Annotated in this window: 15 protein-coding genes; 8 read left to right on the top strand and 7 right to left on the bottom strand. The window is 73.2% G+C overall.

Going from position 1 to position 13414, the window contains the following annotated elements; genetic code table 11:
* The 3 genes from QR78_RS11070 to QR78_RS11060 form a co-directional block, all read left to right on the top strand.
* Positions 1 to 679 (top strand): EamA family transporter (locus QR78_RS11070; protein WP_048427571.1); only part of this gene is annotated, 679 nt, incomplete at its 5' end.
* Between the two features lie 67 nt (positions 680 to 746).
* Positions 747 to 2042 carry a glycerate kinase type-2 family protein gene (locus QR78_RS11065; RefSeq protein WP_048427570.1) on the top strand — a complete coding sequence of 432 codons (1296 nt, stop codon included), beginning with the start codon at positions 747 to 749 and terminating at the stop codon, positions 2040 to 2042.
* Positions 2014 to 2472, top strand: a complete 459-nt coding sequence (locus QR78_RS11060) for a DUF1036 domain-containing protein (RefSeq protein WP_082173743.1) — start codon at positions 2014 to 2016, stop codon at positions 2470 to 2472. Before QR78_RS11065 ends, QR78_RS11060 begins: the two co-directional genes overlap by 29 nt.
* A 247-nt stretch (positions 2473 to 2719) precedes the next feature.
* On the opposite strand, the gene QR78_RS11055 is transcribed toward QR78_RS11060, so the two are convergent.
* Positions 2720 to 2956 (bottom strand): hypothetical protein, encoded by a 237-nt coding sequence (locus QR78_RS11055; RefSeq protein ID WP_048427569.1) that lies wholly within the window; start codon positions 2954 to 2956, stop codon positions 2720 to 2722.
* Positions 2957 to 3029: 73 nt separating this feature from the next.
* Positions 3030 to 3347, bottom strand: a complete 318-nt coding sequence (locus QR78_RS11050) for a BrnA antitoxin family protein (protein WP_082171900.1) — start codon at positions 3345 to 3347, stop codon at positions 3030 to 3032.
* Positions 3348 to 3533: 186 nt separating this feature from the next.
* On the opposite strand from QR78_RS11050, the gene pyk reads away from it, so the two are divergent.
* A complete protein-coding gene (gene pyk / locus QR78_RS11045) occupies positions 3534 to 4970 on the top strand; it encodes a pyruvate kinase (RefSeq protein WP_048427568.1) in 1437 nt (478 codons plus the stop codon).
* 34 nt (positions 4971 to 5004) lie between these two features.
* On the opposite strand, the gene QR78_RS11040 is transcribed toward pyk, so the two are convergent.
* The 5 genes from QR78_RS11040 to QR78_RS11020 form a co-directional block, all read right to left on the bottom strand.
* Complete coding sequence (locus tag QR78_RS11040) at positions 5005 to 5583, bottom strand: hypothetical protein (RefSeq protein WP_048427567.1); 579 nt, start codon at positions 5581 to 5583, stop codon at positions 5005 to 5007.
* A gap of 38 nt (positions 5584 to 5621) precedes the next feature.
* Positions 5622 to 6614, bottom strand: a complete 993-nt coding sequence (locus QR78_RS11035; RefSeq protein ID WP_244276477.1) for an alpha/beta fold hydrolase — start codon at positions 6612 to 6614, stop codon at positions 5622 to 5624.
* A 41-nt stretch (positions 6615 to 6655) separates the two neighbouring features.
* Positions 6656 to 7297, bottom strand: a complete 642-nt coding sequence (locus QR78_RS11030) for a tetratricopeptide repeat protein (RefSeq protein WP_048427566.1) — start codon at positions 7295 to 7297, stop codon at positions 6656 to 6658.
* Between the two features lie 81 nt (positions 7298 to 7378).
* Complete coding sequence (gene ykgO, locus QR78_RS11025) at positions 7379 to 7504, bottom strand: type B 50S ribosomal protein L36 (RefSeq protein WP_012334921.1); 126 nt, start codon at positions 7502 to 7504, stop codon at positions 7379 to 7381.
* Between the two features lie 234 nt (positions 7505 to 7738).
* Positions 7739 to 8047: a hypothetical protein gene (locus tag QR78_RS11020; RefSeq protein ID WP_048427565.1), complete on the bottom strand. Its 309-nt coding sequence runs from the start codon at positions 8045 to 8047 to the stop codon at positions 7739 to 7741.
* A 186-nt stretch (positions 8048 to 8233) separates the two neighbouring features.
* Between QR78_RS11020 and QR78_RS11015 the strand changes: the two genes are divergently transcribed.
* From QR78_RS11015 to QR78_RS11000, 4 genes are all read left to right on the top strand, one after another.
* Entirely contained in the window at positions 8234 to 9769 is a 1536-nt protein-coding gene (locus tag QR78_RS11015) for a phytoene desaturase family protein (protein WP_048427564.1), read from the top strand.
* Positions 9770 to 9846: 77 nt separating this feature from the next.
* On the top strand, positions 9847 to 10593 hold the full coding sequence (locus tag QR78_RS11010) for a lysophospholipid acyltransferase family protein (protein WP_048427572.1): 747 nt from the start codon (positions 9847 to 9849) through the stop codon (positions 10591 to 10593).
* Positions 10590 to 11699, top strand: coding sequence for a glycosyltransferase family 2 protein (locus tag QR78_RS11005; protein ID WP_048427563.1), 1110 nt, complete (start codon positions 10590 to 10592; stop codon positions 11697 to 11699). The genes QR78_RS11010 and QR78_RS11005 overlap by 4 nt, the downstream gene beginning before the upstream one ends.
* 127 nt (positions 11700 to 11826) lie before the next feature.
* Entirely contained in the window at positions 11827 to 13242 is a 1416-nt protein-coding gene (locus QR78_RS11000; protein WP_048427562.1) for an amidase, read from the top strand.
* Positions 13243 to 13414 lie beyond the last annotated feature (172 nt).

Raw genomic sequence — 13414 nt, 5'->3', positions numbered from 1 at the left:
CCTCGTCGCCGGCCTCGCCTTCTCGGGCGACCTCCTGTTCTGGCACCTCGCGATCCTCGGCACGACGGTGGCCAACGCCACCTTCTTCGCCACCACGGCGCCGGTCTTCGTGGTTCTGTTCGCCTGGATCGGCTTGCGCCGCCGGCCCGCCGGCCGCACGCTGGCCGGCCTGGCGCTGTGCCTCCTCGGCGGGGCCGCCCTGGTCGGGCAGTCGGTCCAGGTCGATCCCGCCCGCCTCGCCGGCGACCGGGACGGGGTGATCACGGCGCTCTTCTTCGCCCTGTACTTCCTGGCGGTCGAGCGCGCCCGGGCCCGGGGCCTGGGCGCCGCCCGCGTCACCTTCCTGGCCTCCTGCGTCACCGCCCCGGTGCTCCTCGGTGCGGTCGCGCTCCTCGAGACCCGACCGTTCCTGCCCACGTCCCCGGGGGCCGCCGCCGGCCTGCTGGCGCTCGCCCTGATCAGCCATGCCGGCGGCCAGGGGCTGCTCTCGGTGGCGCTCGGGCGCCTGCCGGCGGGCTTCTCCTCCCTGGTGATCTTCCTCGAGGCGATCGCCGCCGCCCTCCTGGCCTGGCTCGTGCTGGGCGAGGCGCTCGGGCCCCTGCAGGGGCTCGGCGGCGGCCTGATCCTGGCCGGCATCGCCGTCGCGCGCCCGCGGCGCGCCCGCACGGCCCCAGTCTGACCGATGAGAACGAGGCCGGCCCGAAGCCGGCCCGACGCGTGACCACGACCTTCAGAGGAGCCGCCCCGTGACCGATGCCTTCCCCTCGGAGACCCGCGCCCTGCTGCTGCGCCTGCTCGATGCGGGCGTCACGGCCGCCCATCCGCGCGGCTGCCTGGTGCCGCACCTGCCCCCCGTGCCGGCCGGGCGGCTGGTGATCCTCGGGGCCGGCAAGGCCGGGGCGAGCATGGCGGCCCTCGCCGAGCGGCACTACCGCGAGCAGGGCGTCGATCCGTCCCGCATCGAAGGCTTGGCGGTAGCCCGCCACGGCTACGGCGAGCCCGCCGGGGTGATCGAGGTGGTGGAGGCCGGCCACCCGGTGCCGGACCAGGCCGGCATCGCGGCGACGCAGCGCGCGCTGGATCTTGCGGCCTCCGCCGGCCCGGATGACCTCGTGCTGGTGCTCCTCTCCGGCGGCGGGTCGGCCAACTGGATCGCCCCGGCCGGCGCCCTGACGCTCTCCGAGAAGCAGGGCATCACCCGGGCGCTGCTCCGCTCGGGCGCGGCGATCGACGAGATCAATTGCGTGCGCAAGCACCTCTCGCGCATCAAGGGCGGGCGCCTGGCAGGAGCCGCCCGCAATGCCGGCCGGATCCTGACGCTGGCGATCTCCGACGTGCCCCGGGACGATCCCGCGGTGATCGCCTCGGGCCCGACGGTGCCGGACCCGACGACGCTCGCCGATGCCAGGGCGATCTGCGCCCGCCGCGGCATCCCCCTGCCGGCGTCCGCCGAGGCGCTGCTGAACGATCCGGCCAACGAGAGCCCGAAACCCGGCGACCCGGCCTTCGCCCGCAGCGAGTTCCGTATCATCGCCCGGCCGGTCGAGGCGATCGAGGCCGCCGCCGCGGCGGCGCACGAAGCCGGCTACGAGCCGGTGCTGCTCGGGGCCGATCTCGAGGGCGAGGCCCGCGAGGTGGCGGCCGCCCATGCGGCTCTCGCCCGCGAGATGAAAGCTGCCGGGCGGAAGGTGGCCTTGATCTCCGGCGGCGAATTGACCGTGACGATCCGCGGCGAGGGCCAGGGCGGGCCGAACCAGGAATACGCGCTGGCGCTGGCGCTCGCCCTCGACGGCGCCCCCGGCATCTCGGCCCTCTCGGCCGATACCGACGGGACCGATGGCGGCCGCGGCGAGGCCACCGACCCGGCCGGCGCGATGATCGACCCCACGACGCTCGCCCGTGCGGCGGCGGCGGGGCTCGACGCGGGGGCGAGCTTGGGAGAGAACGACTCGACCCCGTTCTTCGACCGGATCGGCGACCTCGTCCGGCCCGGGCCCACCCGCACCAACGTCAATGACCTCCGCATCATCCTGGTTGGCTGACTTCCTCTCCCCCCGCCGCGCCGCCCTGCTCTCGCTCCCGCTCCTCGCCCTGCTCGGGGCCGGGCCGGCGCGGGCGGACCTGCGGATGTGCAACATGACCGGCAGCCGCATCGGCATCGCGCTCGGCTACCGGGATTCCGGCGGCTGGGTGACGGAGGGCTGGTGGAACCTCTCGGCCAAGGGCTGCGAGACCCTGCTCAAGGGGGCGCTCGCCGCCCGCTTCTACTACGTCTTCGCGGTCGATTACGACCGCGGCGGCGAGTGGAGCGGCCGTTCCCTGATGTGCACCCGCGACCGCGAGTTCACCATCCGGGGCGTCGAGGATTGCCTGGCCCGCGGCTACGACCGCAACGGCTTCTTCGAGGTCGATACGGGCGAGCAGAAGAGCTGGACGATCCAGCTGACCGATCCGGGGCGGTCGGGGCCGTGAGGAGCGGCGGACGGGCGCGGGCGAGGTGTTCGATCTTGCATCTTATCGCTCGACGGGGCCGGACCGCGTCTCGCGCTCGTTGAGGCGCATCGTACCATAGCCCATGGCCAGGACGACGGTCGGAAGCACCACGCGGGTGTAGGGCACGAAGACCATCAACTCGCGTGCCGGGCCCAATACGCGACCCCCCAGCCGACCGCGAGCGCCATCAGCGGCGTGACGATGAAGGCGACGATCTGGATGTCGGTCACGGCTTGAGCCCCTTCAGAACGGTGCGGGCCAGAAGGTGAAGGCCGACGCTGCATCCGAGAAAGATCGCGACGCCGCCGGCCAGTGTCAACGCGGAGGGGCCGCCCGCCGCTCCCGAGACGCCGAACGTTGCCGCCACGACGGGCGCTATGACGCCGGCCGTGAACGGTCCGCCCGCTGCCGTGTTCAAATACGTCGCCGTCAGCTTCGTGCGCTCGTTGTCGATCAGGCTCATCGGGCATCCCGGCCATGCAAGACACTCTCAGCAGCGAGCGGGTCCGATCGCCGCCCGCGAAGCCCGCGACGGGTCAGGCCTCGCGCAATTTCCGCGCCGCCTCCGCCAGCACCGCGTTCATCCGGGTCTGCCAGCCGGGCCCCGTCGCCTTGAAGGCCTCGACCACGTCCGGGTCGAGCCGCAGGCTCACGAGCTGCTTGGGGCGCTCGGCGCGCGGCCGGCCGCCGCGGCTCGGGAGGGCCGCGTAGACCTCGGGAGGAAGGGCGTCCCGGGCGGGACGCAGCTGAGACAGTTCCTCGTCCGTCAGTTCGGGAGAGTCGACGGCATCCCAGTCCTCTTGCGTGTAAGCGCAAGGATTCGCATCAGCCGTCGAGATGGTGGGCATAAGCATCCCTGTCTTTCGGGCTCGCAGCGCGCAGGCCTACGAGGGACCAGGCGACCATCGGGCTGCCCGCCCGATCCTACACCGTCGTCCGCCCACTGCACGCGGCCCCAAAACGCCAATTGACCCCGGCCCGCCAACCGGCTTTCCGTACGGTCCATCCTCCCCCATCGCTCATCCCCGGACGACACCCCCATGAAGCGCGCCCGCCGCACCAAGATCGTCGCGACCCTCGGCCCGGCCTCCGAGGATCCGGCGGTGATCGAGGCGCTGTTCGCCGCCGGCGCCGACGTGTTTCGCATCAACATGAGCCACCTGCCGCGCGAGCGGCTGAGCGAGCGGGTGGCGACGATCCGGGGCATCGAGCAGAAGCTGAAGCGGCCGATCGCCGTGCTGGTCGATCTCCAGGGTCCGAAGCTCCGGGTCGGCCGCTTCGCCGCCGACGCGGCGATGATCGAGAACGGCCAGAGCTTCGTCCTCGACGACGATCCGACGCCTGGCGACGCGACCCGGGTCCACCTGCCCCATCCGGAAATTCTTTCGGCGCTGGAGCCCGGCCACGCGGTGATCGTCGACGACGGCAAGCTGCGCCTCGTCGTCACCGAGGTCGCGCCCGGCCGGGCGGTGACCCGGGTGGTGACCGGCGGAAAGATCTCGAACCGCAAGGGCGTGTCGCTCCCCGACACCACCATCCCTGTCGCAGCGATGACCGAGAAGGACCGCCTCGACCTCGAGGCCGGCCTCGCGGCGGGCGCCGACTGGATCGCGGTGTCGTTCGTGCAGCGGCCGGAGGACGTGGTCGAGGTCAAGGCGGTGGCGCAGGGGCGCGCCCTGGTGATGGCCAAGATCGAGAAGCCGCAAGCCGTGGCGGCCCTCGACGCGATCATGGCGGTGGCGGACGGGCTGATGGTCGCCCGCGGCGACCTCGGGGTCGAGATGCCGCTGGAGCAGGTCCCGGGCGTGCAGAAGCGCATCACCCGCGGCGCGCGCCGCCTCGGCAAGCCGGTGGTGGTGGCGACGCAAATGCTCGAATCGATGATCTCCGCCCCGGTGCCGACCCGGGCCGAGGTCTCGGACGTGGCGACGGCGGTCTACGAGGGGGCGGACGCCGTGATGCTCTCGGCCGAGAGCGCGTCGGGGGCCTTCCCGGTCGAGGCGGTCTCGACCATGGACCGCATCGCCCAGCAGGTCGAGCGCGACGGGATCTACTGGTCGATCATCGCGGCCCAGCGCAACCAGCCGGAATCGACCGCCTCCGATGCCATCGCGGCCGCCGCCCACCAGATCGCCGACACGCTCGGGCTCAGCGCCGTGATGGCCTGGACCGCCTCCGGCTCGACGGCGCTCCGGCTCGCCCGCGCCCGGCCCGACGCCACCGTGATCGCGCTGACCCCGAAGCGCGAGACGGCGCGGCGCCTCGCGCTCGCCTGGGGCACCCACCCGATCGTCACCAACGACGCCAGCGACATCGACGACATGTCGTTCCGCGCCTGCAAGTTCGCGGTGCGCGAGGCCTTCGCGGGCATCGGCGACCGGGTGATCGTGGTGGCGGGCCTGCCCTTCGGTACCCCGGGCGCGACGAACCTCGTGCGCATCGCGACCGTGACGCCGGAGCACGCGGCGAAGGCGTGAAGTCGGTGCGGCTTGGCCGTCCGGCGAGCCGCCTTCATCTTTGCTCTTTTGAGATCATGACGTCCCGTGCGACGGCCTGCCAGATCTCCTGCTCCAGCCTCACGTCGGTGGCACCGAGGCTGGCGAGGCCGTCGGCGTGATACGTCAGAACGCGCTCGCCCGGCATGTAGAGGGACCACTGCTCGTCGTCATTCGTCTCGTACGGCCATGTCGTCAGGCGCGCGCCGAGGTCGAACGAGAAGGCGGCCTGCCGAGAGGCGGCATCGAGCGCGAACGCCGTCAGCCTCTGCCCATCCATCGCTTGCGCGGCAGCTTCAATCCCGGCGGATGTACTATCGTCATCGGCCGGGATCTCCCCGGACGTCACGATGCGCCAGTGACAGCAGAAGACGAAGAGGTTCCACTCTCCGACCGGCTTGACGACCCGCTGCGCAGCGGATCTTCGCAACTTGGCGGAGGACGCGGTCGAGACATACGGCTCGCGAGCGAAGAGGCGGGGTGATCCGAACTCGAAGGACAGGATGCTGCCTTGCCCGCGCTCGACGCCCCAGCATGGCAAGCCGATCAACGGCGCGAAAACGGTGGTGATGGCATCGTCCATGCGGCCGATCATGGCGGACCGCTCCCGGTTCGCCAATCGCGAGCGATCTTCTACTCCGCCCCCACCCGCTCCCGCGCCGCCAGTGCCTCGACCTCCGCCACCACCGTATCGGCGGCGATGTACTGCAGCATGTGGCCGACGCCCGGCAGCACCACGAGCCGGGCGCCGGGCACCTCGCGGGCGAGCGCTCTCGCGTGGATGTCGGTCTTCACCACCGGGTCGATGTCGCCCGCGACGATCACGGTCGGGGCGGTGATCTCGGGGTAGCGCGGGCTCTGCCGTTGCAGGAAGCCGTAGAGCCCGTCGAGGTCGCGCAGGTTCGCCGCGAAGGTCGCGGGGCGCAGCACCAGCGGCACCCGCGCCCCGTCGAGGTAGCCCGCGGGCAGGCCCTGCGGGCGGAAGACCGCCTCGGCGAAGCGATCGAGATAGGTGTACCCGAGGGGGGCCGCGACCGTGTAGGTGGCGAGCGTGAGCAGCATCCGCCCGGGAAGCGAGCGGTACCAGGCGGCGTAGCCCCCGACCGAGCCGCCCGGCCAGGGATGGCTCACCGGGGCGAGCAGCGCCAGGCCGGCGACCCGTTCGGGGAAGTCGAGGGCGAGCGCGGTGGCGAGCGCCCCGGACCAGGAATGGCCGACGATCAGGGCCGGGCCGACCTTCATCGCCGCCAGCGCCTCGGCGATCAGCCGGGCCTGCACCGCCGGCGAGGCGGCGTCCGGGGCGATGCGGTCGCTGTAGCCGAAGCCGGGCCGGTCGAAGGACAGCACCCGGAAGCCGTCGCCGGCGAGACGACGGCCGATCGCCAGCATCGGGTCCATGGCGTTGGCCGAGGCTCCGTGCAGGAGCACGACGGTGCCTCGGCTGGGTGCGCCCTCGCCCGGGCCGGCCTCCAGCACCGCGAGATGCCCGCCCTCCACCGCCACCCGGCGGCCCGCCGGAGGATAGCGCGCCTCGACCACGAGGGTGATGATCCAGGTCGCCAGGAGGCCGGCGGCGACGAGCGTCAGCACGGTTCCGGCGGCGAGGCCGGCGATCAGGGTCAGCACGCGGAAGATCCGTCCTCGGGACCGGCGCGACGGCCGGTCGGTCACAGGTCGCGACCGTCGACGTCGGGGGCGAGGCGCTCGATCGCGTCGTGGACCTTGCCCATGCGGGGATAGATCGCCTCGGCGCGGCGGAAGGCGGCGAGCGCCCGGGTCTTGTCGTCGTTCGACATGTAGATGTGGGCGAGCGCCGCCCAGGCCTCGAAGTGGCGCGGTTCGAGGCTGAGGGTCCGGTGCAGGTCGGCGAGGGCGCTCGCCTGATCCTCGAGCAGGAAGAAGGCGGTGGCGCGCCGGCTCCAGCCCTCGGCCCAGCCCGGCTCCAGCACGGTCACCCGGTCGAGGAGCTCGACGGCCAGCGGATAGTCCTTGGCCTGCATCGCCTCCGCGGCGCGGCTCGCCAGGAGGTCGACGGTGTCGCTGCCCGAACGGTCGAGGCGGCGCTCGATCAGCTGGGCGACGCCGCGGGCCTCGCCGTCGTCCTTGGCGGCCTTCAGCCGGGCGTAGAGGTCGTCGAGGGTGACGGGCGGGCGCGGCGCCTCCTTGGAGGCCTCCTTGGCCGCGTCCCTGCGGGCCCCGTCCGGGGCCGCGAGCGCCGGGGCCGCGGCGGGCAGGATCGCCAGAACGACGAAAGCCGGCACCCCGAGGAGGCCGGCTTTCATGCGGATCGGAAGAGAGGGACGGCGCATGCCGGTACTGTCCGGCGCTCGTGCGGTCCCGTCAACGCGATGGCTTGCCGCGGTGTCCCCCGCCGCAGGCCATGCACGCCCTCAGCCCTGGCGGGCCTTGTAGCGCTTCTGGGTCTTGTTGATGACGTAGACCCGGCCCTTGCGGCGCACGAGCTGGTTGTCACGGTGCCGGCCGCGGAGCGACTTCAGCGAGTTGCGGATCTTCATCGGTCTGGTCTCACGTCGGTGCGCCGGAACGCCCGGGCGCGGATGGAAAAGCGGGCTCGCGGCACCCGTCCGGGATGGGAACCACCCTGGGCGAACGCCGACGCCGGGCGATGCGGAGCACCGCCCGTGCGGAGGCGCGTGACTTACCCGGCGGCGCGGTGACGAGTCAACCGGATCCCCAGCGAAAACGTCGCGGGCCGGTTGACCTCGCCACGGGTTTCCGAGTCGTCCGCGTCACGGCCGGGCGAAGGGCGCGTCCGGGGTCGCGGCGGGCGAGCCGGGGGCCAGCGGCTCGTCGTCGCCGATCACGCTGGTGGTGCCGCCGGGCGGACCGTCGAATCCGACGACCCCCATCGGGTTGCTCGGCGTGACGTTCGGGTTCGGGCGCAGCGGCCGGACGCTTCCGGTCGAGAGCGGGTCGGCCGGCGCGGCGCGCGGGCTCACCGTGATGTCGAGGGCCTGTTGCGCGAAAGCCGGGCCGGCGAGGGTGAGGCCGAGGAGGCCGGCGAGGACGAGGGGCGTCTTATGAAGAACGGTCTTCATGGCGGCGGGTCTCCGGTGCGGCCGTGGGGCCGCTCTCTTGCGGGTCAACCCGCCCGGTCGTCCCGGGGTCCCTGACCGAACGGCATGCCTCCGGCGCGGCAACTTGCGCCGTGGCCCGCGCGTTGACCCGCCTCTCCCCGAGCCTAGCTTGTCCGGAACGGGCGCTCTCGCCCGCTCGGGAGAGGCATGATGGCGGGGTCCTCGGTCGCGGTGGTCGGCGGCGGTTTGGGCGGTCTGGCGGCGGCCTGCGTGGCCGCGTCGCGCGGCCACGACGTTACCCTCTACGACAAGAACGCCTGGATCGGCGGCAAGGCCGCGGTCCTGCACGAGGGCGGCTTCCGCTTCGACATGGGGCCGACCATCCTCACGGTGCCCCGGGTGCTCGAGCGCATCTTCGCCGAATCCGGCCGCTCGGTGCACGACTACATGGACCTGCGCCGGCTCGATCCGCAATGGCGCTGCTTCTTCGACGACGGCAGCCGCATCGACCTGATGGAGAACGTCAAGGCGATGGCGGCGGAGATGGACCGCTTCGCCCCGGGCCAGAAGGCCGGCGAGGGCTACGAGCGCTTCCTCGCGCTCTCCGAGCACCTGCACGGCGTCTCGGAAAAGTTCTTCTTCTGGAAGCCGGTGCAGGACCTGTTCGACACGATCGACATCCGCGCCAACCTCAATCCCGGCACCCTGCGCGACGTGCTCTCGCTGCGCATGCACGCCTCGGTCGCCGGCACCATCCGGGGCAAGGTGCGGGATGCGCGCCTCGCCCAGATGCTCGACCACTTCGTGCAATATGTCGGCTCCTCGCCCTACGGCGCGCCGGCGGTGCTCTGCGCCATCGCCCACATGCAGACCGCCGACGGCGTCTGGTACCCGATGGGCGGAACCCGGGCGGTCGCCGAGGGGCTGATGAAGCTCGCCGGCGACCTCGGCGCGACCCTGAAGCCCAACAGCGACGTCGAGGGCGTGGCGATCGAGAACGGCGCGGTCAAGGGCGTGCGGGTCGGCGGCGGCGTGGTGCCGTACGACAAGGTCATCTCCAACATGGACGCGGTGCGCACCTACCGCGAGCTCGTCGGCGGCGAGGTCGGGCGCAGTTACGAGAAGCGCAGCTTCGAGCCGGCCTGCTCGGGCGTGGTGCTGTATCTCGGCCTCAACAAGCGCTACGACCACCTCGCCCACCACGACTTCGTGTTCTCGCGCGACCCCGAGGAAGAGTTCGACGCGATCTACCGCAAGGGCGAGCCGGCGCCGGACCCGACCGCCTATCTCGCGGCACCCAGCATCACCGACCCGTCGGTGGCGCCCGAGGGCGGCGAGGCGCTCTACGTGCTGGTCCACACGCCGTATCTCCGCCCGCACCACGACTGGTCGCAGATGCTGCCGGCCTACCGGCAAAAAATCCTCGACAAGCTGAAGCGCACCGCCGGCATGCCGGACATCGAGGACCGCATCGTGGTCGAGCGCCACCTGACCCCGGCGGACATCCATTCCCGCTACAAGGTGCTGAACGGCGCGATCTATGGGCTGGCCTCCCACGGCCGGATCATGGGGGCGTTCAAGCCCGGCAACCGCTCGCGGGAGGTGCGCGGCCTCTACCTCGCGGGTGGTGCCGCCCATCCGGGACCGGGCATGCCGATGGTGATGATGTCGGGCTGGATCGCCGCCGACGCCCTCGACCAGGATGCGCGGGGCACCGCCGAGGACCTGAAGGCCGCCTCGTGAGCGGGCGGGCCGGCACCCCGGGGCGTGCGCTGCCGCCGGATCCGGTCGCGGCCCGCTCCCCCGCCGTCTGGCGCTTCATGGGCGTGTACTTCGCCCGCTACGTGCGGCGCCACCTCAACGCCGTGCGGATCGCCGGCTGGGGCGCTCCCCCGGCGCTCCCCGCCGCCGGGCCGGTGGTGATCTACTGCAACCACCCGGCCTGGTGGGACGCGGCGATCATCATCCTGCTCGCCCAGCGCTTCTTTCCCGCCGCCGAGAGCTACGCGCCGTTCGACGCCGCGATGCTCGCCCGCTACCGGATCTTTTCCCGCATGGGCGCCTTCGGGGTCGATCTCGACTCGCCCCGGGGGGCCGCCGCCTTCATGGCCGCCTCGCGCACCATCCTGGCGCGGCCGGGGCGGGTGATGTGGATCACCGCGCAGGGGCGCTTCTGCGACGTGCGCGAACGGCCCCTGGGGTTGCGCCCCGGCGTCGCGCGGCTGGCCGAGCTGGCGCCCGACGCCCTGGTCGTGCCGCTCGCCCTCGACTACGCCTTCTGGGAGGAGCGCGGGGCGGAGGCCTGCGCCGCCTTCGGGCCGGCGGTGCCCGCCCGCGACCTCCTCGCCCTGCCCCGCCCGGAGCGCCTCGCCCGCCTGGAGGCCGACCTGACCGCGACCCTCGACCGGCTCGGCGCCGACGTGCGCAGCCGCGATCCCGCCCGCTTCACCCCGCTCGTCGACGGACAGCGCGGCGTCGGCGGCGTCTACGACGCCTGGCACCGGCTGACGGCGATGCTGACCGGGCGCCGCTTCGTCGCCGGCCACCGCGAGGGCCGGGCGCCGTGACGATCCTGGCCTGCCTCGCCTTGGCCCTGGCCCTGCTGCCGGCCGTCCTGGCGCTCGCCAACCTCCTGGCCCTGCGCCGGCCCCCCGGGGCCCCGGCGCCGGACGGCCTCGTGTCGATCCTGATCCCGGCCCGCAACGAGGCCGCCAACATCCGCCCGACCCTGGAGGCGGCGCTCGCCGGCACCGGCGTCCCGATCGAGGTCATCGTTGCCGACGACCACTCGACCGACGCGACGGCGGCGATCGTCGCCGAGATCGCCGCGCGGGATCCGCGCCTGCGCCTGATCGCGGTGCCGCCCCTGCCGGCGGGCTGGACCGGCAAGAACCACGCCTGCCACGTCCTTGGGCAGGCCGCGACCGGGCGCCATCTCCTGTTCATCGACGCGGATGTGCGCCTCGCCCCCGGGGGCGCCGCGGCGCTGGCGGGCGCGACGGCGAAGGCCGCCCTGGTGAGCGGCGTGCCGCGGCAGGTCACCGGCTCGTGGGGCGAGCGCCTGACCGTGCCGATGATCAACTTCGTGCTCCTCGGCTACCTGCCGATCCCGCTGATGCGACGCCTCATGGATCCCGGCCTCGGGGCGGCCTGCGGCCAGATCGTCATGGTGGAGGCCGAGGCCTATCGCCGGGTCGGCGGCCATGGCGCCATCCGGGCGAGCCTGCACGACGGCGTGCGCCTGCCCCGGGTGTTTCGCCGCGCCGGCCTGAGGACCGACCTCGTGGCGGCCACCGACCTCGCCACCTGCCGGATGTATACCGATTTCTCCCAGGCCTGGGCCGGCTTCTCGAAGAACGCCCACGAGGGCATGGCGACGCCCCGGGCGCTCCCGGTCTGGACCCTGCTGCTCGGCGGCGGCCACGTCCTGCCGCTGCTCCTGGTGATCGCGGCGCTTCTCGGCGCCGACGGCCTGCCGCTCGCCGCGGCGGCGCTCGCCCTGTCGCTCGCCACCCGCGCGGCGATCACGCTCGCCACCCGCGAGGACCCCTGGACGATCGCGCTCCATCCCCTCACCGTGGCCTTGGCGCTGGCCTTGCAATGGAACGCGCTCCTGCGCCCGCGCCGGGCCGGGGTCGCCACCTGGAAGGGGCGCACCTACCCGGCGGCGTGATCCGATTTCCGGACGATTTTTTTTCGGACATCGGAATCACGAGCCCGCGCGGCGCTCGAGCGAAGCCGAAATCCGCATCGCGCGGCGATCCGTCGGATTTCGCATGATGCGACCGAAGGGAGATTCGATGACCGAGATCCGCGACCTCGACGGCACCGCCACGCTCCACGCCTACCGCGACCGGACCCTGTCGCCCCGCGAGGTGGCGGCCGACGCCCTCGCGCGCATCGACCGCCACGGCCCGGACCTCGACGCCTTCGTGCTCGTCGACCGCGACGGCGCGATGGCGGCGGCGGCCGCCTCCGAGGCGCGCTGGGCCAAGGGCGAGCCCCGCGGCCCCCTCGACGGCCTCACCTTCACGGTCAAGGACAACATCGCCTGGGCCGGCCACCCGATGCGGCGCGGCTCGCTCACCACCTCGGACGCCCCGGCGACCGAGAACGCCCCGATCGTCGACCGCCTGATCGAGGCCGGCGCGATTCCCCTCGCCAAGACCACGATGCCGGAATTCGGCTGGAAGGGCCTCGGCGACTCGACCCATACCGGCCCGACCCGCAACCCATGGGACACGCGGAAGACCACCGGCGGTTCCTCGGCCGGGGCCGCCGCGGCAGCGGCGCTCAATCTCGGGCTGATGCATATCGGCACCGACGGGGCCGGCTCGATCCGTATCCCGGCGGCCTTCTGCGGCATTTACGGGCTGAAGCCCAGCTTCGGCCGGGTGCCGGCCTTCCCGCCCTCGCCCTTCGGGCCGGTGGCGCATCTCGGGCCTATGACCCGGGGGGTGCGCGATGCCGCCCTGATGATGCGGGCGATCAGTCGTCCCGATTCCCGCGACATGGCGGCCGCGCTCGCCGAGCCGCCGGACTACCTCGCCGGCCTCGAGGACGGGGTGCGGGGCCTGCGGATCGCCTGGAGCCCGCGGCTCTCCTACGCCGAAGGCGTCGACCCCGAGGTGGCGCGGCTGACCGAGGCGGCGGCCAAGGCCTTCGTGGATCTCGGCGCCACCGTGGAGGAGGCCGATCCGGGCTTCGCCGATCCGGTCGAGACCCTCAACGGCATCTGGCTCGTCGGTGCCTGGTGCGTGCTGCGGGGAATCCCGGAGGACAAGCGGGACCTCGTCGAGCCGGCCCTGAGGGCGGCGGCCGAGCGCGGGCGGCAGATCGCGGCGCCGGATTTCGTCGCCGCCCTCAACGCCCGCGGCGCGCTGTTCACCGCGATGGCGCGGTTCCACCGCACCTACGACCTGCTCCTCACCCCGTCGCTCGCCACCCCCACCTTCACGGCCGGCAACCTGACGCCGCCGGACGGCCGCTTCGGCGGCGACTGGCTGAACTGGACGCCGTTCTCCTACCCGTTCAACCTCACCGGCCAGCCGGCGGCGAGCGTGCCCTGCGGGCTGACGGACGGGGGGCTGCCGGTCGGCCTCCAGATCGTCGGGCCGATGGGGGCCGACGCCCGGGTGCTCGCGGCCTCCCGCGCCTACGAGGCGGCGCGGCCCTGGCCGGTGCTCGACGCGCCGCGGGTCACCCATCGGGGCTGAGCATCGCGGGAGCTGAGCATCCTGCGCCGAAGCGGTCCTGGGTCCGGTGGCGACGAGGCGGCACCACCGATCCAGGCCGTGTCGCGCCGGGCGGCGGCGGCGGGCCGCGCTCAGCCGCGCGGCTCCCCCCAGCGGCTGAGGGCGGGGTCGTCCGGCGCCGGCGCCGGGCAGC

Origin of the sequence: Methylobacterium indicum (genome assembly GCF_001043895.1) — a bacterium.
GTDB lineage: Bacteria > Pseudomonadota > Alphaproteobacteria > Rhizobiales > Beijerinckiaceae > Methylobacterium > Methylobacterium indicum.
Note: the sequence above shows the minus strand (reverse complement) of the source record. Positions and strands in the feature narration are given on the sequence as shown.

Bases quoted from the DNA above. Each gene is read 5' to 3' on its own strand.
- QR78_RS11060 (WP_082173743.1), top strand. From the start codon at position 2,014: ATGACCTCCGCATCATCCTGGTTGGCTGACTTCCTCTCCCCCCGCCGC.
- QR78_RS11055 (WP_048427569.1), bottom strand. From the start codon at position 2,956: ATGAGCCTGATCGACAACGAGCGCACGAAGCTGACGGCGACGTATTTG.
- QR78_RS11050 (WP_082171900.1), bottom strand. From the start codon at position 3,347: ATGCTTATGCCCACCATCTCGACGGCTGATGCGAATCCTTGCGCTTAC.
- pyk (WP_048427568.1), top strand. From the start codon at position 3,534: ATGAAGCGCGCCCGCCGCACCAAGATCGTCGCGACCCTCGGCCCGGCC.
- QR78_RS11040 (WP_048427567.1), bottom strand. From the start codon at position 5,583: ATGATCGGCCGCATGGACGATGCCATCACCACCGTTTTCGCGCCGTTG.
- QR78_RS11030 (WP_048427566.1), bottom strand. From the start codon at position 7,297: ATGCGCCGTCCCTCTCTTCCGATCCGCATGAAAGCCGGCCTCCTCGGG.
- ykgO (WP_012334921.1), bottom strand. From the start codon at position 7,504: ATGAAGATCCGCAACTCGCTGAAGTCGCTCCGCGGCCGGCACCGTGAC.
- QR78_RS11020 (WP_048427565.1), bottom strand. From the start codon at position 8,047: ATGAAGACCGTTCTTCATAAGACGCCCCTCGTCCTCGCCGGCCTCCTC.
- QR78_RS11015 (WP_048427564.1), top strand. From the start codon at position 8,234: ATGATGGCGGGGTCCTCGGTCGCGGTGGTCGGCGGCGGTTTGGGCGGT.
- QR78_RS11010 (WP_048427572.1), top strand. From the start codon at position 9,847: ATGGGCGTGTACTTCGCCCGCTACGTGCGGCGCCACCTCAACGCCGTG.
- QR78_RS11000 (WP_048427562.1), top strand. From the start codon at position 11,827: ATGACCGAGATCCGCGACCTCGACGGCACCGCCACGCTCCACGCCTAC.